The organism is Streptomyces canus (assembly GCF_041435015.1).
GTDB classification, from domain to species: domain Bacteria; phylum Actinomycetota; class Actinomycetes; order Streptomycetales; family Streptomycetaceae; genus Streptomyces; species Streptomyces canus_G.
Genome location: NZ_CP107989.1, coordinates 7,331,440 through 7,348,176 on the forward strand (window position 1 = coordinate 7,331,440; position 16,737 = coordinate 7,348,176).

21 protein-coding genes are annotated in these 16,737 nt (G+C 68.5%); 13 read left to right on the plus strand and 8 right to left on the minus strand.

All coding sequences use genetic code 11. The features are described 5' to 3' along the window. Positions 1–112: 112 nt before the first annotated feature. Positions 113–1,453: a DUF2252 domain-containing protein gene (locus OG841_RS33455; protein ID WP_371567795.1), complete on the plus strand. Its 1,341-nt coding sequence runs from the start codon at positions 113–115 to the stop codon at positions 1,451–1,453. A 116-nt stretch (positions 1,454–1,569) separates the two neighbouring features. Further along, positions 1,570–1,857, plus strand: coding sequence for a hypothetical protein (locus tag OG841_RS33460; protein ID WP_328637966.1), 288 nt, complete (start codon positions 1,570–1,572; stop codon positions 1,855–1,857). Positions 1,858–1,861: 4 nt separating this feature from the next. Here the strand turns inward: OG841_RS33460 and pspAB are convergent, their stop codons facing one another. From pspAB to OG841_RS33500, 8 genes are all read right to left on the minus strand, one after another. Continuing rightward, the gene (gene pspAB, locus OG841_RS33465) at positions 1,862–2,446 is read right to left on the minus strand and encodes a PspA-associated protein PspAB (RefSeq protein ID WP_328637965.1); all 585 of its coding nucleotides are present in this window, start codon (positions 2,444–2,446) and stop codon (positions 1,862–1,864) included. 2 nt (positions 2,447–2,448) lie between these two features. Continuing rightward, the gene (gene htpX / locus OG841_RS33470; RefSeq protein WP_328637964.1) at positions 2,449–3,372 is read right to left on the minus strand and encodes a zinc metalloprotease HtpX; all 924 of its coding nucleotides are present in this window, start codon (positions 3,370–3,372) and stop codon (positions 2,449–2,451) included. A gap of 97 nt (positions 3,373–3,469) precedes the next feature. Continuing rightward, positions 3,470–4,885, minus strand: a complete 1,416-nt coding sequence (locus OG841_RS33475; protein WP_365118272.1) for a hypothetical protein — start codon at positions 4,883–4,885, stop codon at positions 3,470–3,472. A gap of 25 nt (positions 4,886–4,910) precedes the next feature. Beyond that, positions 4,911–5,168, minus strand: coding sequence for an SCO2583/SCO2584 N-terminal domain-containing protein (locus OG841_RS33480; RefSeq protein WP_328637963.1), 258 nt, complete (start codon positions 5,166–5,168; stop codon positions 4,911–4,913). A gap of 277 nt (positions 5,169–5,445) precedes the next feature. Next, a complete protein-coding gene (locus OG841_RS33485) occupies positions 5,446–6,384 on the minus strand; it encodes a reverse transcriptase family protein (protein WP_371567801.1) in 939 nt (312 codons plus the stop codon). 136 nt (positions 6,385–6,520) lie between these two features. Further along, on the minus strand, positions 6,521–7,222 hold the full coding sequence (locus tag OG841_RS33490; RefSeq protein ID WP_371567803.1) for a hypothetical protein: 702 nt from the start codon (positions 7,220–7,222) through the stop codon (positions 6,521–6,523). 88 nt (positions 7,223–7,310) lie between these two features. Next, positions 7,311–8,063, minus strand: coding sequence for a hypothetical protein (locus OG841_RS33495; protein WP_371567806.1), 753 nt, complete (start codon positions 8,061–8,063; stop codon positions 7,311–7,313). Positions 8,064–8,119: 56 nt separating this feature from the next. Continuing rightward, on the minus strand, positions 8,120–8,965 hold the full coding sequence (locus tag OG841_RS33500) for a sigma factor-like helix-turn-helix DNA-binding protein (RefSeq protein ID WP_371567809.1): 846 nt from the start codon (positions 8,963–8,965) through the stop codon (positions 8,120–8,122). A gap of 471 nt (positions 8,966–9,436) precedes the next feature. Here OG841_RS33500 and OG841_RS33505 point away from each other — a divergent pair, with 471 nt between their 5' ends. The 11 genes from OG841_RS33505 to OG841_RS33555 all read left to right on the plus strand — a co-directional run bounded on the left by OG841_RS33505 (position 9,437) and on the right by OG841_RS33555 (position 16,735). After that, positions 9,437–9,733 (plus strand): DUF6284 family protein, encoded by a 297-nt coding sequence (locus tag OG841_RS33505; protein ID WP_371567812.1) that lies wholly within the window; start codon positions 9,437–9,439, stop codon positions 9,731–9,733. Further along, positions 9,730–9,924, plus strand: a complete 195-nt coding sequence (locus tag OG841_RS33510; RefSeq protein WP_371567815.1) for a hypothetical protein — start codon at positions 9,730–9,732, stop codon at positions 9,922–9,924. Before OG841_RS33505 ends, OG841_RS33510 begins: the two co-directional genes overlap by 4 nt. After that, positions 9,921–10,823, plus strand: a complete 903-nt coding sequence (locus tag OG841_RS33515; RefSeq protein ID WP_371567818.1) for a DUF2637 domain-containing protein — start codon at positions 9,921–9,923, stop codon at positions 10,821–10,823. Before OG841_RS33510 ends, OG841_RS33515 begins: the two co-directional genes overlap by 4 nt. Beyond that, a complete protein-coding gene (locus OG841_RS33520; protein WP_371567820.1) occupies positions 10,823–11,212 on the plus strand; it encodes an RRQRL motif-containing zinc-binding protein in 390 nt (129 codons plus the stop codon). Before OG841_RS33515 ends, OG841_RS33520 begins: the two co-directional genes overlap by 1 nt. A gap of 1 nt (position 11,213) precedes the next feature. Continuing rightward, positions 11,214–11,531, plus strand: a complete 318-nt coding sequence (locus OG841_RS33525) for a hypothetical protein (protein WP_371567822.1) — start codon at positions 11,214–11,216, stop codon at positions 11,529–11,531. Then, positions 11,522–11,704 carry a pRL2-8 gene (locus OG841_RS33530; RefSeq protein WP_371570897.1) on the plus strand — a complete coding sequence of 61 codons (183 nt, stop codon included), beginning with the start codon at positions 11,522–11,524 and terminating at the stop codon, positions 11,702–11,704. The genes OG841_RS33525 and OG841_RS33530 overlap by 10 nt, the downstream gene beginning before the upstream one ends. 147 nt (positions 11,705–11,851) lie before the next feature. Then, positions 11,852–13,978, plus strand: coding sequence for an FtsK/SpoIIIE domain-containing protein (locus OG841_RS33535; RefSeq protein ID WP_371567825.1), 2,127 nt, complete (start codon positions 11,852–11,854; stop codon positions 13,976–13,978). Positions 13,979–14,185: 207 nt separating this feature from the next. Beyond that, the gene (locus OG841_RS33540; RefSeq protein ID WP_371567827.1) at positions 14,186–14,689 is read left to right on the plus strand and encodes a hypothetical protein; all 504 of its coding nucleotides are present in this window, start codon (positions 14,186–14,188) and stop codon (positions 14,687–14,689) included. Positions 14,690–14,698: 9 nt separating this feature from the next. Further along, positions 14,699–15,061, plus strand: coding sequence for a hypothetical protein (locus OG841_RS33545; RefSeq protein WP_371567830.1), 363 nt, complete (start codon positions 14,699–14,701; stop codon positions 15,059–15,061). Positions 15,062–15,152: 91 nt separating this feature from the next. After that, positions 15,153–15,890 carry a DNA methylase gene (locus OG841_RS33550; RefSeq protein ID WP_371567833.1) on the plus strand — a complete coding sequence of 246 codons (738 nt, stop codon included), beginning with the start codon at positions 15,153–15,155 and terminating at the stop codon, positions 15,888–15,890. Further along, positions 15,887–16,735: a bifunctional DNA primase/polymerase gene (locus OG841_RS33555; protein WP_371567836.1), complete on the plus strand. Its 849-nt coding sequence runs from the start codon at positions 15,887–15,889 to the stop codon at positions 16,733–16,735. Before OG841_RS33550 ends, OG841_RS33555 begins: the two co-directional genes overlap by 4 nt. The last annotated feature ends 2 nt before the right edge of the window (positions 16,736–16,737 follow it).

A 16,737-nucleotide genomic window follows, 5' to 3' on the forward strand; every position in this document is an offset into this window, starting at 1 on the left:
CACCCGTTCGCCGTACCCGGCATGCGCACCTTCCCCCTCCGGCCCTTCACTGCGATGAGGAGGTGAAGGACACCGGCGACCAGGAGGCGAGCGTGACGCAGAGACAGGGCACATGAACACCCCCGCCACCCGCGCGGAGCGCGGCCGCACCGCCCGCAACCGCGTCCCTCGTTCCTCCCACGCCGTCTGGATCCCGTCCGTCGACCGCCCCGACCCCGTCGCCGTACTGGAACGGCAGGGCCGCGACCTGCTCCCGGAGCTGCTGCCGATCCGGTACGGCAGGATGTCCGCCTCCCCCTTCGCCTTCCTGCGCGGCGCGGCCGCCGTGATGGCCGCCGACCTCTCCGCCCAGCCCCACACGGGCCTCACCGTGCAGCTCTGCGGCGACGCCCACCTGCTCAACTTCGGCCTGTACGCCTCCCCGGAACGCTCCCTCCTCTTCGACATCAACGACTTCGACGAGACCTTCCCCGGCCCCTTCGAGTGGGACGTCAAACGGCTCGCCGCGAGCGTCGCCGTGGCCGCCCGCGAGAACGGGCATGACGAGGCCAAGGCCCACCGGGCGGCGGGGGAGGCCGTCACCGCGTACCGCACGGGCATGCGCCGGCTGGCCCGCATGGGCGAGCTGGAGGTCTGGTACGCGAGCGCCGACGCCGACAGCCTGCTGCCCCTGGTGCGTTCCCGCCGTCGCGGCCGGCACGTGGACCACAGCCTCACCCGGGCCCGCCGCCGCACCAGCATCCAGGCCCTCGGCAAACTCACGGAGGTCGTCGACGGCCGCCGCCGCATCGTCCACGACCCGCCACTCCTCGAACCGGCCGGCGCGTCCGACATGGCCAGCCTGCGCAAGATCTTCAGCGACTACCGCTCCACGCTCTCCGAGGAACGACGGCTGCTCCTGGACCGCTACCGCTTCGTCGACGCGGCCCGCAAGGTCGTCGGTGTCGGGAGCGTCGGCGTGCGCTGCTTCATCGTGCTGCTGGAGGGGCGGGATGTCGACGACCCGCTGTTCCTGCAGATCAAGGAGGCGCGGACGGCCGTACTGGAGGAGTATCTGCCGCTCGGTCCGTACGATCATCCCGGCCGCCGCGTGGTCGTGGGCCAGCGGCTGCTCCAGGCGGCGGGCGACATCTTCCTGGGCTGGATGAGCGGACCGCAGGGGCGCGCCTTCTACTGGCGTCGGCTGCGTGAGACGAAGGGCCCCGCGGACGTCGCGGGCATGCCCCCGGCCGACCTCAGGGCCTACGCCCGCCTGTGCGGCACCACCCTGGCCCGCGCCCACGCCCGCTCCGGCGACCGCATCGCCATCGCCGCGTACCTGGGCAGCGCCGACACCTTCGACCAGTCGGTCGCCGACTTCGCGCTCACCTACGCCGACCGGACCACCACCGACCACGCGACCCTGTCCGCCGCCATCGCGGCAGGTGTCGTCACGGCCGCCCCGGGCGAGTGAGACAGGGCCTGCCGTCAACTCCGGAGTGCGGGGAAAGAGCTTCGCGCAGGGCAGGCATCACCCCGCCCCTCCGGGGCTACTCTTCTACACCACACCCACGCACACGGAGGCCCGTCATGGGCACCATGGTCATTTCCGGGACCGTCGTCCTGGTCATCCTGGGCTTCGGGAACCACACCTGGTGGCTCGTCGCCGTCGCCCTGCTCTTCCTGTACCTGCAGTACGGCCGGGGCGGCACCTCGGCGCCCTCGTCGGGCGGCTCGTCCGGCGGCGCTTCGGGGGCCGCGCCCGGCAGCTACCGGGCGTACCGCGACCGCCGTGACAAGCAGGCCAGGTGGGACCGCCGTTACCGCCGCGAACGCCCCATGGAGTCCCGTCGGCAGGCGCGCGAGAGAAAGGGCTAGGGCCTCAGAGACCGGGGGCGCCCCACAGAGGGAACCAGCGGTTCAGGTCCTGCTCGATCCGCAGATCGTTCGTGAGCGCGGCCTTCACCCGCAGCTCCAGCGGGTTGTCGCGCCGCTGTCCCTCGCCGGGGAGCGGCGCGAAGGGGTAGAAGCTGCCGCGCTTGTAGAGGTACACCAGTGCGAGGGAGCGCCCCTCGGTGTCCTGGAACCCGGCGAGCGAGCACAGCAGTTGCGGCCCGAAGCCGTTGACCTCCATCGAACTGTTCACCGCGTGCAGGTCGTTGACCAGCTGCGGCAACTGGTCCGGGGTGCGCTCGGAGACCAGCCAGGAGTATCCGAAGTCGTCCCGCCGCAGGGCCACCGGCGGGCCGTCCCGGTCGGCGTCCGCGTCCAGCAGGGCCTGGACCTCGCGGTGCGTCTGCTCGAAGGCCGCCCCCTCGACCGTGGCGAAGCACACCGCCCCGCGTCCGGTCGGCGTGAAGGAGGCGGCCGCCTCCAGCGTGACGGCCGCCGACGGCAGCGCGAAGAGCTGGTCGAGATCGGGCGCGACGGGCTTCGTGCGCCCGAGCAGGATGTCCAGCAGCCCCATCCTCAGCCCGCCTCACCTTTCCCGGGCGTCGCCGCCTCACCCAACTCCGTCGAGATCCGCCCCAGTTGCTCCAGCCGCTGTTCCAGGGACGGGTGGGTCGAGAAGATCCGCTCGATGCCGGGCTCCTTGCCGGTGGCGGGAGTGAAGTAGAAGGCGTTGAAGGCCTGGGCGGTGCGCAGGTCCTTGGTGGGGATGCGGGCGATCTCGCCCGACACCTTGGTCAGCGCGGAGGCGAGTACCGAAGGCCGGCCGGTGAGGAGGGCCGCGGCCCGGTCCGCCGCCAGTTCCCGGTACCGGGACAGTGCCCTGATCAGCAGGAAGCTGAGCGCGTACACGGCCGCCGAGACACCCATCACGGCGGCGAAGATCACGGCGGTGTTCTGGTCCTTCCGCCCGCCGAACAGCTGGCTGTAGAAGGCGAACCGCACGATCAGCCCGGCGATCACGCCCAGGAACGAGGCGATGGTGATCACGGCGACGTCCTTGTGCGCCACGTGAGACAGCTCGTGCGCGAGCACACCCTCCAGCTCGGCGGGATCCAGCCGCCGCAGCAGCCCCGTGGTCACACACACCACGGCGTTGTCGGGATTCCGGCCGGTGGCGAACGCGTTGGGCATGTCCATGGTGGACACCGCGATCACGGGCTTGGGCATGTCCGCGATGGCGCACAGCCGGTCGACCACCGCGTGCAGCTCGGGATACTCCTCGCGCCCCACGACCTTCCCGCGCATCGCGAACATCGCGATCTTGTCGGAGAACCAGAACTGCGCCACGAACATCACGGCGATCAGCGCCACGACCAGCAGCCAGGACTTCAGCAACACGATCAACGCGGCGAAGAAGGCCACGTACAGCAGTCCGAGCAGGAACATGGTGACCGTCATCCGCACGGTCAGCCCCCGGTCGCCCCGGAAACGACTCCGCATCTGCACCACCCCGCAGTCAGGCACTCGTCCCACCGTCCAGTGTGCACCCGGCCCTGCCCATGAAGAGGTCGCGATCAGCCCTGGGGCCGGCAAAGGCTCAGGCCTTGAGCCCGGCCTCCCACTTGAGCCTCTTCAACCCGTACGCGTCGAACAGCCCCGCCCGCTCCAGCAGCTCGCCCACCTCCGCCGACCCGCGCGGCACCTCCGCCGTCGGATGCCAGCGCAGCACGGACTGCCGGGCCCAGTGCCGCAGCTTGTCGTCCGGATCGTCGACCAGCGCGACGGCGGCCCGCAGCCGTACGAGCCCGCCGTGCGCGTTGACCAGCCGGAACGCGGAGATCCGTGTCTCCCGGGCCCGCTCCACCGCCAGCCGCTCCAGCAGCCACCCGTCGTCCAGCATCCGCGCGGACGGCACCAGCGCCAGGGTCGCCTCCCGCACCACACCGGGCGCGGGATCGTCGAGCAGCGTCCGCAGCCGCGGTACGTCCAGCACGTCCAGCGCCCGCAACCCGCCCACGGCGCGAGCCCTGACCACCGGATCCGGATGCGAGGTCAACGCCCACAGCACCTCGGCGTCGCTCCGGTCCCCGCACTCCGCGAGTCCGCTCACCACCCCCGGCGACAGCGCGGCATCGCCGGCCTCGGCACACCGGCGCCGGTACCACTCCAAGGGGTCGCCCCCGGACTGCCGTACGACATAGCGCGCACAGGCCCGCACCACCCCGGCCCGGTCGCCGAGGAACGCGACAGCCCGCTCCCCGCGCCCGGCCCGCCGCAACGCGGTCACCCCGGCCGACCGCGCCCGCGGATTACGGGCGGCGAGCAGCGGTTCGAGTACGTCGTCGTCCGCGTCGCCCTCCGCCACCGAGGTCAGGGCGGCCTCCGCGCAGAGGCCCTGGACGACCGTGTCCTCGTCCCGGGCGGCGCTGCGGGCCAGCTCGGCGGGGGAGAGGAAACCCTCCTCGACGGCGAGCCGGTGGGCGAAGCGGCGCACGGTGCGGTCGGCATGGGTGAGGAGCGGAAGCAGCGCCTCGCGGTCCGCAGAGCGCAGCACCTTGTCGATCAGGCCGAGGGCGAAGTCACCCCGGTACCGGATGCCGATCCGCAGGGCGAGCGGGGCCAGCGCGGTCGCGGTCTCCACGGTGATCGCCTCGGCCCACCGCGTCCGGGCCCGGTCCCGCACCGGTTCGGCCCAGTCCGCGCACCGGATCACGACCAGCGGCAGCAACTCCGGCCGCCCGGCGATCTCCCCCAGCGCCCACGCGCGGATCCTCCCGTCCCGTTGGCACAGGGCGAGCGCGAGCTGGGCGTCGGTCAGCGTCCACCCCTGTTCGGTCCGCTGCCAGGCCGGCAGCCAGGTGCCGTCGGTTGAGGACCGGACACTGTGCCGCACCGCCTCGTCCAGCGCGATCCAGACTGCCGGGTCGGCCACGTCGAACATGGCCTCCCGCAGTACGGCCCCCTTCGCGAGGCGTACCGCCGCCTGCGCCCCGTTCCAGATACTGCCCCGCACGTCCGCCCCTTACCTGCTCAGCGCGCTAGTACGGACGGAAGTCCGCATACCCCAGCACCAGGATGATCACTGCCACGGCCCCGAGAACGAGGGCCGTCGACCTCCAGGACGAGCGGCGCGGTGCCCGCGGCTCCGGGTCGGCACGGAACGGCTGTGGCTTCGGCGGGTTCTCCTTCCAACGGGCGGCGAGCATCCGGGCCCGGGCAGAGGGCTCCTTGAGCTCGGCCCCGTCGGCCCACTTGATGTCGAACTCCCGCTCGCCGTCCTCGTCCTGCGCGGACATCCCCGTATCCCCCGTCGTCTCCGGTCGAACAACTGTGCAGGAAACGATACGACGGCGTCCCCGTCCCGGGAAACGGGAACGGGGACGCCGCAAAGCCGCCGTAGGACTGGCCTACGCTTCGATCACACGTCGAAGAAGTGATGATGCAGAGCTGCTACCTCGGGGCCCTGTTCAGGGGGCCACTGTGACCAGCGAGGACGCTGTCGTTGTTCGTCGTTGTTGGTAGTCGTTGGCCACCCTCGGACGGCCCACAGACGGCCCGGTGATGGGTGCAGACCTAGAGGAGGTCGTATATATCCTCATCCGGATCCGGAACCAGCTCATCGACTGCCCGCAGTAGTGGATAACCTACGTCTGGCTCGACCGCGGCGATATAGCATGCCCAGCCCAACAGGCGATTCCGAAGCATCACCTCGCCCGCGCCGCCGAATTCTTTCATATAGGTGTAGTAACCGAATTTCGATATCACGTGCAAGATCCATCGCATCTTACGCTTTACCTGACGCGGGATCCGCGGCCCGTCCGATTCGCCGACGTACAAGCCGGTCACGTATTGTGGACCACCGCGGCGCATGAAAGCGGTTTTGCGCGTGTTCACCGACCAGCCAGCGTCGTCGAGGATTTGAGCGATATCCACTGAATGGCGGTCAGTGACATCGCCAGAGAATGTGAGATCGTCCACATAGCGCGTAAACGACAAGCCCTCTGACTGTGCGTACTCGGCGAGGGACCGGTCTGTGCCCAGGAAAGCCAAATTAGACAAGAGGGGTGAAGTACTAAGTCCGATTGGTAGTTTGCCGCCGATGGTGACGAGATTGACGGCAATGTCCGCGGCCTTCTCTTCGTAACCTTGCTCTCGCAACGTAGTCTTTATTGTTGCGGCGCCAATTGACGGAAAGAAATCCTCAAGATCCATGCGCAAAACGCACGGTTTTGCTAGGTGCTGACTGGCGTTGCTGACCGTAGAACGTCCGCGAACAAATCCGTGAACATGATTGGGCGGATCATACGAGAACAGGTGTAGAAAGCTTCGATGCAAATTCTTGCTAATGGTAGCGAAGGGTTGCCTCGGATTAAATACTTCTCGTATTCCGCCGTGCTTCTTGCGGTATGTCCGCTGATCGTAGAGCCGTCCGGCACCGGCAGGAAGAGCCAATGATAGCGCTTCTAGAATTTCGACCGACACGCCGGCTTGCTCCGCCAGGTCATCAACCAAGTATGGCACTGCCCCCCCTGTGATGGGACAAAGCGAGGTAGGGTCGCACTCCCATGCAAGGACTATCATGCAACGCACGCGAACTCGCGCACAACGTTGACCGCGGCCCTACCTCGCTTCGCGATCATATCATGCTTCAATGAAGTGGGTCCTTCCGGCTAGAGATGCGACCGTGCTCGAATGAATAGAGCATGGAAATGGTCGGCTCGATCTCGCGGAATGCCCTATAGGCCCAGTCTTTCGGTTTTGTGGTGCAGCCCGCTTGGATCCATCTACTTACTGCTGCCATGACATAGTCGATGATGGCCGTAGACATGTAGTCACTCTTGGCGACCATTGTGATCTTCAACTGCGGCAATGGTGCGGATTTGCCGATCGTTTTATAGGCCTGCCTGGCGACGTTACCGGGAAGTCGGCGAATAATTGCCGCCATACCCTCGCTTTGCTCTATGTAGCAAAGCAACTCAGATTCGCGGCGATGACGGATCAATAGATCACTCAGCAATTTCACATACATGGACTCGATCGCCCCGGATTCCGTGTCGCTGGGGACACCCGTTCGATCGGTTACGACCATGTATGACCTAAAGAAAGTGGTCCGCATGAGCTCTAGGAATGGGCCGGAGACCTCTAGCGGATTGGTCGAGCTGTGAAAACCGTTCTTGCGAAATTCTTCGAAGCTGGTAAGTCCGGCCAGGCTGCTCTTCGCAGATAGCCTTTTATGCAAATCCCGAATTTTTTCCTCTATGTCATCTGCATCTTCGCCCAGTTCAACCGCGCCGACGATCAGCGGCTGGGAGGTATTTCCGTTTCCTGACTCGTCCATAAATAGCTTCACCGCAAAGAACCTTTCGTGAGGCCTGCCCCAACGCCGCCAAACCGTCCGCGTGGCATCTGCCGGACGAGAGCCCTCGGGCCCTCCACGTTCACCACTGGCAGTAAGCCACAGTTGCATCGTCCCCAGACTTGTAGCGCGGCCATCGGAGACCCGTCGGATCTGTGGCCTCGACCTTCCGCACGGCCTCAACCAGCTTGCGCGGCCCTCCGGTCTGAAGCGTGGCGAAGACATCGGACCAGGTCGCCATGCCGTACTCCGTGACCAGCCTCGACACGCCGTCCGACATAACGGCGGCCGACCGTACGCCCTTCATTGGTGTAGTACCAGTCAGGGCGTGTTGTGCCGCATCTGGGTGGGCAGCGGCCACCCAGTAGCCCCCCGGCGTGTTTCGGAGTTGCCGCTGAGCAAGTATGAAGCGCTGTAGCGCCTCCCTGTGCCCTGGGGTGTGAGTCTGGTGACTCTCGACCTCGGCCCGCAGTTCAGGCAATACATCGTCCACTCGTAGGTCACTGATCACGTTGTAGTCCTCGGGGCCGTCGAAGACGATCGGTGAATCGGCCAGCACTAGGTGCTCAAGAACCCCGTATTTGTGCCGCAGGATCGCAACCGTGGCCGATGGCGTCCCAGGGTCACTGAGGTCGCAGTTCGGATGCATCGCCGCTACGCGTTCGAGGGCATCGGCGAAGCCCTCCGAAAGGGGCCGGTCGAGGTCTGCGAGAGCGGCTAGAAGGGACCCCCCGAGGTGGGCGACGTACCACGGGACGCCATGGCGGCATCCTGTGGACAGTCCAGCCGTACTGAGGCCATCTAGCACCACGGCGAGTGTGGGAGTGCCGGCCACCCAATCTTCGTTGGCATTGGCTCCCCCACCTTGCGTTTCAAAGCAGACGCGCATGATCAGCCCTCGTGTCGGTACAGCGGGGTGACGCGGCGGCTCTCCAGCACTTCCAGCGTCTCGGGGTTGTAGCGGCACGAGATCAGCGTTGAGAAGCGCCGCGTACGGACCTCCCTGTACAGCTCTGCCAGGTTGTGCTCCAAGTAGTGCACGACTCCGTTCGCGCCTATGGCGTGGATACCGGCGATGTACAAGAACGTCCCACGCCCGTCCAGACGCGGAAGGCGTCCGAGGTAACCGAAATCGCCGGCGGATCCGTCCTCATCCATAGGGGACCGGAACTCCTCGCCGGTCCTTTGGTCCAGCAGGTGCCAGGCACGGTCCTTCTCAAACCGCAGGTTGTCGTCCCCCTCGAGCACCTGGGCAACGATGGGCGACAACCGAGGTCCGCAGATGACCACGTGGTTGTCCCGGTTGAGGTTGACGATGCCGGTCGGTGGGATCACCTCGTACTGAGCCTCAAGCTTCATGCCGCCGAGAAGCTTGCGCAGATGCTCGAAGTTGTCGAGGTCTTCCTGCACCACGACCGCACTCGGGTTCTCGTCGGGCCCCTTGCCCGCCTCGGGCTTCCCGCCGAGGGAAACAGTGACCAGGTCCGTACCGAAGAACGCCCTCTCCGGGGGCGGCCCAGCGGACGCCAGCTGCCCGACCCGCCCTCGACTCACACCCAGCTTCGCGGCGATTTCCGCTTGCGTCATGCCTGACGCCTGCGCCTCTTCGATGGCCTCGCGGCGGATGCGGGAAAGCTCCAGCACCCACCCCTGATAGGTCGCCATCAGGTCAATCGCAGCCTTGGCCCGCTCGACCGGGACCGCAGTCTCAGCCACCCGCTTCATGTCGTCGTGCACAGTGCTCCAATCTCCGCCTAGGGGGGCTAGCGAACTGTATCGCGAGAGGGGGTTGCGCGCAGCCTTGGGTTTGCCTACGGTACCTAACAAGCGAGATGGCAACCCCCCCTAAGCAGCGCTCGGGGAAGCCCTCTTGTGTCGCTTGACCTGCACGAATAGTGCCCGGAGGAAAGCCCGCAGGGGTGAGTACAAAGTGAGCGCGCATTGGTTGAGAACTCAACAGAGTGTCTGAGGGAAGCCCGTCCCACCTCCGCAAGCAAGCGGACGGGCGCGCATGGGTCTTGTCCCCGTGCGCGGTACAGCGCGACTCAACTTCGCAGCACTACTGCGACCGGTTGCCTCCGCCGCTCGTCTCGTACGAGCGGCGCTGAGGGGAGCCGGATGTTCCGACTTCAACGGCGCGCGGCCCCGGGTGGCTAGACCCGGGGCCGCTGTTCGGGCCGTTCCCCTGCTGAGAGGAACCACGACCCAATGGAACACATCGTCACTGTTCAGGGCATTGTTACGGCGTCTGATGACTGGACGCCGTTCGCCGACTTCGCCAACTTCATGGAGCCGACGGATGCGGAGCTGGACGCGATCGAGCAGGAGATGCCGCTGATCCTGGCGCGCGTCGACCTGCTCGACGCGCAGATCATCACCCTCGACCGCACCCCGACCGAACTGGACACCCGACGCATCCGCCGCGCACGCAACCGGGTGCTGAGCGAGCGGCGGGCCCTGGCCAACCGCAGCGCTGGCGTCACACTGCCCGGGGGTGCGGCATGATGTCGACTCTTTCCCCGCGTCGCGGGTGGCTCCTGCTCGTTATGGCGGGGGCGCTGGCGTCGATGGCCGGTACGACGGCCGTGTTCGTCACCCACGAGGACGCCTGGCGCTATCTGGTGGCGGCCGGTTGCTTCGTGCAGGTGATCGGCTGGGTGCGGCACGGGCGGCGCCTGAGGGGTGGTGCCCGATGAACCGCACGGGCCGTATCGCTCTCGTCCTCGCCCTGGTGGTCGTGGTCGGCATGGCGTTCCGGGTCTCCTGGAACGCGCTGCGGGACATCGCCAACGCGGTGGGCGCGGACCAGACCGCCGCCACCCTCTACCCGTTCGTGGTCGACGGCCTGATGGCGCTCGCGCTGGTCGCCACGCTCGTTCTGGTCGGCCGTGATCGGACGTTCGCGCTGCGGGTGCTGGGCACCTACACCGGCGCCTCGCTGGTCCTCAACTACGTTCACGGTCTGGTCCCCGCCCTGCACGGCCGGACGGTCGACTGGGGGCGGCTCGCCGACTGGGACCCCGCCAACTGGGCGCTGGTCCTGCTCGCCACGTCGCTTCCGGTCGGGTCGATCTACTTCGGTTCCGATCTGGTCGCCAAGGTGCTGCACCACCGCCCCGCCCCGATTCCGACCGCAGACACGAATGCGGAGGAATCTACCGAGACCGAGAGGAATCGGTCTACTGCTGACCTGCCGGAATCGACCCCCGCGCCGATCACCGCGACGGTGGTGCGGGTGCCCGATCCGGTCCCGGTCGACTTCCTGAAGTCGGCCGTGGCGCTCAAGCCCGTTCCCGCGAATGCCCCGTCGATCGTCGCGACCCCGGTCACGCCGACCGTGCGCCGGGTATCGGCTGCCGCGTCGACGCGATCGCGTCGGGCGACCGGTCGGGTCCCTGCGGCGGCCCGAGCGGCGCGGCCCAAGCGCACCCCCGAGCAGCTGCTCGCTGAGGCGCGCACCGTGACGGCCGGTTGGCCGGACGCGCAGATCACCGCTGAGGGCATCCGCCGCGAGGTGCACACCTCGCCCGCGAACGCGCGGACGCTGCGGGACACGCTCCTTGCCGAGCGTGCCGCCACGGTCGGGACGCCGTGATGTCCGCCGCGTGGGGCAAGTGCTTCGACCCCGACGGCGCCCGCTACGGGATACCGACCTACCCGTGGCGCCTGGCCCCGGACGGACTGGCCACGCGCCGGCAGTTACGGGCCCGGGGCCTGCGTCCGGGCGGTCAGCCGATCGCGGCGCAGGCCATGCGCATCAACCGCCGTACCAGCACACCGCGCGTCGCCTACCTGTACCGCGTCGACCTCGCGCTGCCGGTACGGCCGATGACCTCGCGCAAGTGGGGCGCCCTCGCCCTGGCCATGCTCGCCCGCCGCACCTGCCCGGCCTGCCGGATCACCTACAGCTACTGCATTTCGCGCCGCTACGGCCTGTGCGGGATCTGCATCGACGCCAACCACGCTGCTCAGACAGGGAGTTGACATGGGTAAGCCCGATACCCGTCGCCTGGACAAGGAGATCAGGCTGACGGAGCGCAAGCTGGAAGCGGTCCGCAACGGTGAGATGTGGCCGCTGACCGGACAGGAGCGCCGCCAGGTGCTGCGGGCGCTGGCCGGCGGCTCCTACAAGGTTGCGCGGGGCAAGAGTGCCGCCCGTGCCGAACAGCAGATGGACAGGGTCTCGACGTCTGCTGAGACCCGGCTGATCGCCGAACTCACCGCGCTTCAGGGCGAGCGGCAGCGCATCGTGACCGAGGCCGCCAAGGACAAGGCCGCCAAGAAGTCCTCCGGCTGGTGGTGAGCGTGGCCCCCAAGGCCACGCCGCCGGGTGAGTGCCCGCAGTGCTGGCAGCACGCCCACGACCGGAGCATTCACCGCCGCCTGCGGGCGCGCGAGGACTGCCCGCAGTGCGTAGACCACATGCGCAACGGCTGCCCGAACCTCGTGCCCAAGAAGCCGTCCCGCTGGTGGTGACCGCGCCCACCAGCACTCTTCCCGCCGCCTGACGCGCGGCCCGTACGCCCTCGAACGCCGGGGTGACCGTCCCTGCCACGGACCCGGCCACCCCGGCACCCTCCCGCAACTCCCGCCCCGAACGGGGCAGTCAGGAGTACTTCCAGCATGTCCGAGAACGTCGTCAGCCTCCACAAAACCCCCGACCCCGAACCGTCCGCCGACGCGTCCGTGACCACCTTGACGGTGGTCCCCGACGCCCCGCCCGCGCCGATCGTGCCGCTGTGGGTGCGCTCCGGGCGGAACCTCAAGCGGATCGCCACCGATGAGCGCACCAGGTCCACCGGCCGTGCGATCGTCCGCCACGGCCTCTACACCGTCAACGGGGGCCGGATCGTGGCCCGCCGTACCTGGGACGGCAAGACCGGTGCCCGCTACGAGCGCATGCTCCGTGCGGCGGAAGCCGCGGGCAACTACGAGGTTGCCGAGGAGTGGGAGGAGCGTCTTCAGCGCTTCCGTGAGGCCCGCCACCGCCGCCGCATGGACCTGCTCCACTCCCCGGTCGACGTGGCCAAGGGTGTCGGGGTCGGCGTCGGCATGAGCATCGGTGTGCTGGTCGCGCTCGGGGTCGTGATGGCCATCAACAACCACGACGTCACCGACGTCATCACCCCGCTCGCGGCCACGATCGAGTTCATCGGGCTGCTGATCCGGATCGTGCAGGTCGTGTGGGGTCCCGCCCTCGTGATCGGCCCGTTGCTGGCCCTGCTGGGCATGTGGGCGGTCGGCAGCAAGCAGCAGGCCGCACCCGCTTGGGTCATGCCGGCCAACGTCCGCAACGGCGAGGGTGAGCCGATCACCCCGTCCATCGTCGTCAAGGCCCTGCGGGATCTCGGCATCCCCGCCATGCGCAACGCCATCAAGGAAATGGGCGACGCCGGCGCGAGCATGCTGGGACCGATCCGGATCGCCGGATGCGGAGTCGAGGTCGACGTCACCCTGCCCTCGGGAGTGGCCACGAACGAGGTGCAGGCCAAGCGGCGCAAGCTCGCTGAGAACCTGACCCGGCACGAACACGAGGTGTTCATCACCATCCCCGAAGCGGCCCGCACCGTGCGGCTATGGATCGCCGACTCCGGCGCGCTGGACGAGCCGATCGGCCCGTCCCCGCTGGTCACCGACGAGACCATGACCGCCAACTACCAGACCGGCAAGGCGCCATGGGGCCAGGACCTGCGCGGCGACGCCGCGATGATCAGCCTGTATCAGCGGCACCTGCTGGTCACGGGTCTGTCCAACCAGGGCAAGACCGCCGCCCTGCGCGCGCTCGCCCTGTGGCTGTCCCTGGACCGGACGGTGCAGTTCTGGATCGCCGACCTGAAGGGCATCGGCGACTGGGCCGTGTTCGAGGGCATCGCGAAGGTGCTGATCGAGGGCCCCTCCGATGACCACTGCATCCAGGCGACCGAGATGGTCGAGGACGCGGTGGAGGAGATGAACCGGCGGATCGAAGCGCAACGCCGGGACCCGAGCATCGTGTTCCCGCCGCTGATCGTGCTGGTGGACGAAGCGCAGAAGGCGTTCATGTGCCCGGCCAAGGGTGAGGACAAGCGACCCTACGGCGGCTCCAAGGCCACATCCCGCTACTTCATGGCCGTCCGTGAGATCCACAACCAGGGCCGTGCGGTCGACGTGCTGATGTGGCAGGGCACGCAGGACCCCACCGACCAGAACCTTCCCAAGCTGGTCCGCGAGGGTGCCCACACCCGCGCCTCCCTCGTGGTGGGCACCGAGTCACAGGCTGAGATGGCGCTCGGTGCCAAGGCCGTCAACGCCGGCGCTGCCCCGCACCTGCTGCGTCAGGGGTTGGACAAGGGAACCCTGGTGGTCGCCTCCGACGGCATCACCATCCCGGCCGGGCAGCCGTCCATCACGGTGCGGACCCACTTCATCGACGACGAGCCGGCCGCCGAGATCGCCGCACGGGCCAAGGCCCTGCGCGACGGAGTCACCACCCTGCGCGCGGTCGAGCGCGGCGAGGAGCGGGATGCGCTCGCCGACATCCTGACCGTGCTCGCCGACGAGAAGCGGATGCTCACCCAGGACGTCATAAGGAAGCTCGGCGCCCTCGACGCGGACGCCTACGGGCGGTGGTCGTTCGGCGATCTCACCCGCGTCCTGGAGGCGGCCGGTACCGAGGCGAAGAAGTCCCACGGCCGCATGGTCGTGCGTGCCGAGGACATCACCCGCGCCCTCTCCGACCGCGACACGGACGGTTCCGCTTCCGCCTCCTGACCCCGGGGAGGCACACCCTGCTGACGCGGGGAGGCGGGGAGAACTCCCCAACCGCCTCCCCGCACCGCCTCCCCCGCCTTGATCAGCGAAGACACCGTTTCGGGGAGGCGGGGAGGCACCCCAGGTCACCCCCCTGAAACCCCCTCCAGAACGCCCCCGGCAGGGGGTGTCCCTGCCTCCCCAAACCACCCCTCGAAGGGATTCCGCATGCACTCCGAACACGCCCCCGACACCGCTCGCTCCGACGTCCGGATGAGCGAGGACGTGGCCGATGCCGAGGCCCGACGGATCATCGCCGACGCCTACCGACCCGCCCTCAGCGTGCCGACCTCCTACCGCGACACCAGTCCTCTGCCCGCCCACGGCGACACGCCCCCGGTCGTCCAGCCGGGTGTGCCGCCGATGTCCCAGCGGGCCGTGGACGCGAGCCGCCTCATGCTCACCGCCGGACTCGCCACCGTCCCCCCGGGCCTGATCGCCATCGGGGTCCTGATCGCCTCTCGACAGGCGGACCCGACCGTCATCGGCATGATCTGCGCCGCCCCGGCCGCTGTCGCCGTGCCCATCCTCGCCCTGGCCCGCCTGTTCACCCGCGTCGCCGAGGCCGCCCCCGACGAGCACCACCACCACTACAGCGGGCCGATCCACCAGGAGCACACCACCACCCATACGCGCGGGATCTTCGCCCGTACCCACAACGACCACCGCTAAAGGAGAGCCGTGTTCGAGATCCGTGCCATCTGCGACCCCGACGACACCGACCGCCCCACCCCGGCAGCCTGGCCCACCCCGGAGCAGGCCTACGCCAAAGCCCCGAGCATCCTCGACGAAATCGGATGGACGGCCCGCACCCTCGCCGCCCTGAAGTGCTTCACCGAGCTGGGCCGCGACTTCTACCTCCGCAAGGCCGCCCTGCTGGACCGCATCGCCCTGCTCGACGAGCCCGACACCCCCGGCGACGTCACCGAGACGGCCGTTGCGGCGGCCCTGTACCTGCTCGACCTCGACCAGCCCGGCGTGATCTGCGACCCGCGCGCCTACGTCCGACAGCAGTACGCCCGCTCACTCTCCCCCGACCTGTAGCTATGCCAAGGGCGGCCCCCCTCATCTCGCCAAAGATCACGGGGCCGCCCTTGTCCAGCCAGTCACCATCAAGGAACTGGAGACATCCAGGATGACCCAACCCACCGAGATCCGGCGAGTGCCGGATACCTTCCGACCCTTCCGGGTCCTGGACGCCTACGCGTGCATCGGCGGCGCCACCAAGGGCTTCAAGCGCGCGCTGCCCGGCTGCCACGTCACCGGCGTGGACATCCAGGCGCAGCCGGATTACTGCGGTGATGTCTTCCACCAGGGCGACGCGATTGAGTTCATCCGCGCCCACGGCCACACCTTCGACTTCATCCACGCCTCCCCGCCGTGCCAGGGTGAGGGCGCCCCGACCAAGGGCACCAACCGGGCCAGGAACGCGGCGATCGGCCGCACCTACCCCCGGCTCATCGTCCCGACCCGGGCCGCCCTGGAAGCCACCGGCCGGCCGTTCGTGATGGAGAACGTGGCCGGCTCCGAGGTTCGCAAAGACCTGCGGCTGTGCGGTGAGATGTTCGGCCTGGGGGTGCTCATGCACCGCTACTTCGAACTCGGAGGCTGGACCACCACACAACCCGCGCACCCCAAGCACCGCGGCTACGTGCGGGGTTGGCGCCACGGCATCTACCGCGAGGGCCCGTACGTCGCCGCGTACGGCGAGGGAGGCGGCAAAGCCACCGTGGACGAGATCCGCGCCGCCAAGCACATCGACTGGTCCACCGACCACCTGAGGTTGCGCGAGGCCCTACCGCCCGCCTACACGCAATGGATCGGCGCCGCGTTCCTCGCCTCGCTCGCTCCGACGCTGGGGGTGGCCGCATGAACACCGTCGACAGCCATCTGCGGGCCGCGTTGGACCTCGCCGCCGCTGGCGTGCCGGTCCTGCCGCTGCGGGCGGGAAAGGTGCCGTTCGGCAACTGCCCGGCCTGCGCCAAGAACGCGTGCGGCGGCCGGCCGAACATGAAAACCTCCGGGCCCTGCACCTGCCCGCGCCCGTGCCACGCCTGGGCCGCCGCCACCACCGACCCCACGGTCCTGCGCTCCCCGGAATGGGCGCGAGCGTGGGGAGAGGCGGCGGCGGTGGCCTACCACCCCGGCGGCACCGGGCTGACCATCGTCGATCTCGACAACGCGGCGGCCGTCGGCTGGGCTCACGCGACGCTGCCCGCAACCAGGAGGGTGCAGACCACGCGTGGTGAGCACTGGCTCTACCAGGGCATCATGCGGTCCGTGAACGGCGTCCGCGAGGGCGTGGACGTCAAGTCCCTTATGGCGTACGCCCGTTGGCTCGGTCCCGGCATCGGCGCCATGGCCTCTCTTCCGGACGCTGTGCGTGCTCTGGCAGTAAAGGAGCCGTCTCCTTCCCGCAGGGCGCCACAGGCGTTCTCAGCGCCTCTCACGGGCGGACAGAGGGAGTGCCGCCACCGCACACCCACCTATCTGGATCGCGGCATCACCATGGCGGAGCAGCGCATCACCGAGGCCCGCAGCGCGGTACACGCGACCGTCTACCGCACGTTTCTCGCCGTGCTGTCGACGCATGGCGGGTGCGGGTGTCTGACCGATGCCCATGTCGCGCGGCTGTTCGCCGCCGCGCAGGCCAAGGGCGAATCGGTCCGGCACTGCACCGATGCGTGGACCAACGCCCGTACCGCACTGGGGATGTGACC

Excerpts from the sequence above, each read along its gene's own strand:
- OG841_RS33455 (WP_371567795.1), top strand. The coding sequence starts at position 113 with ATGAACACCCCCGCCACCCGCGCGGAGCGCGGCCGCACCGCCCGCAAC.
- OG841_RS33460 (WP_328637966.1), top strand. The coding sequence starts at position 1,570 with ATGGGCACCATGGTCATTTCCGGGACCGTCGTCCTGGTCATCCTGGGC.
- pspAB (WP_328637965.1), bottom strand. The coding sequence starts at position 2,446 with ATGGGGCTGCTGGACATCCTGCTCGGGCGCACGAAGCCCGTCGCGCCC.
- htpX (WP_328637964.1), bottom strand. The coding sequence starts at position 3,372 with ATGCGGAGTCGTTTCCGGGGCGACCGGGGGCTGACCGTGCGGATGACG.
- OG841_RS33480 (WP_328637963.1), bottom strand. The coding sequence starts at position 5,168 with ATGTCCGCGCAGGACGAGGACGGCGAGCGGGAGTTCGACATCAAGTGG.
- OG841_RS33505 (WP_371567812.1), top strand. The coding sequence starts at position 9,437 with ATGGAACACATCGTCACTGTTCAGGGCATTGTTACGGCGTCTGATGAC.
- OG841_RS33510 (WP_371567815.1), top strand. The coding sequence starts at position 9,730 with ATGATGTCGACTCTTTCCCCGCGTCGCGGGTGGCTCCTGCTCGTTATG.
- OG841_RS33515 (WP_371567818.1), top strand. The coding sequence starts at position 9,921 with ATGAACCGCACGGGCCGTATCGCTCTCGTCCTCGCCCTGGTGGTCGTG.
- OG841_RS33520 (WP_371567820.1), top strand. The coding sequence starts at position 10,823 with ATGTCCGCCGCGTGGGGCAAGTGCTTCGACCCCGACGGCGCCCGCTAC.
- OG841_RS33525 (WP_371567822.1), top strand. The coding sequence starts at position 11,214 with ATGGGTAAGCCCGATACCCGTCGCCTGGACAAGGAGATCAGGCTGACG.
- OG841_RS33535 (WP_371567825.1), top strand. The coding sequence starts at position 11,852 with ATGTCCGAGAACGTCGTCAGCCTCCACAAAACCCCCGACCCCGAACCG.
- OG841_RS33540 (WP_371567827.1), top strand. The coding sequence starts at position 14,186 with ATGCACTCCGAACACGCCCCCGACACCGCTCGCTCCGACGTCCGGATG.
- OG841_RS33550 (WP_371567833.1), top strand. The coding sequence starts at position 15,153 with ATGACCCAACCCACCGAGATCCGGCGAGTGCCGGATACCTTCCGACCC.
- OG841_RS33555 (WP_371567836.1), top strand. The coding sequence starts at position 15,887 with ATGAACACCGTCGACAGCCATCTGCGGGCCGCGTTGGACCTCGCCGCC.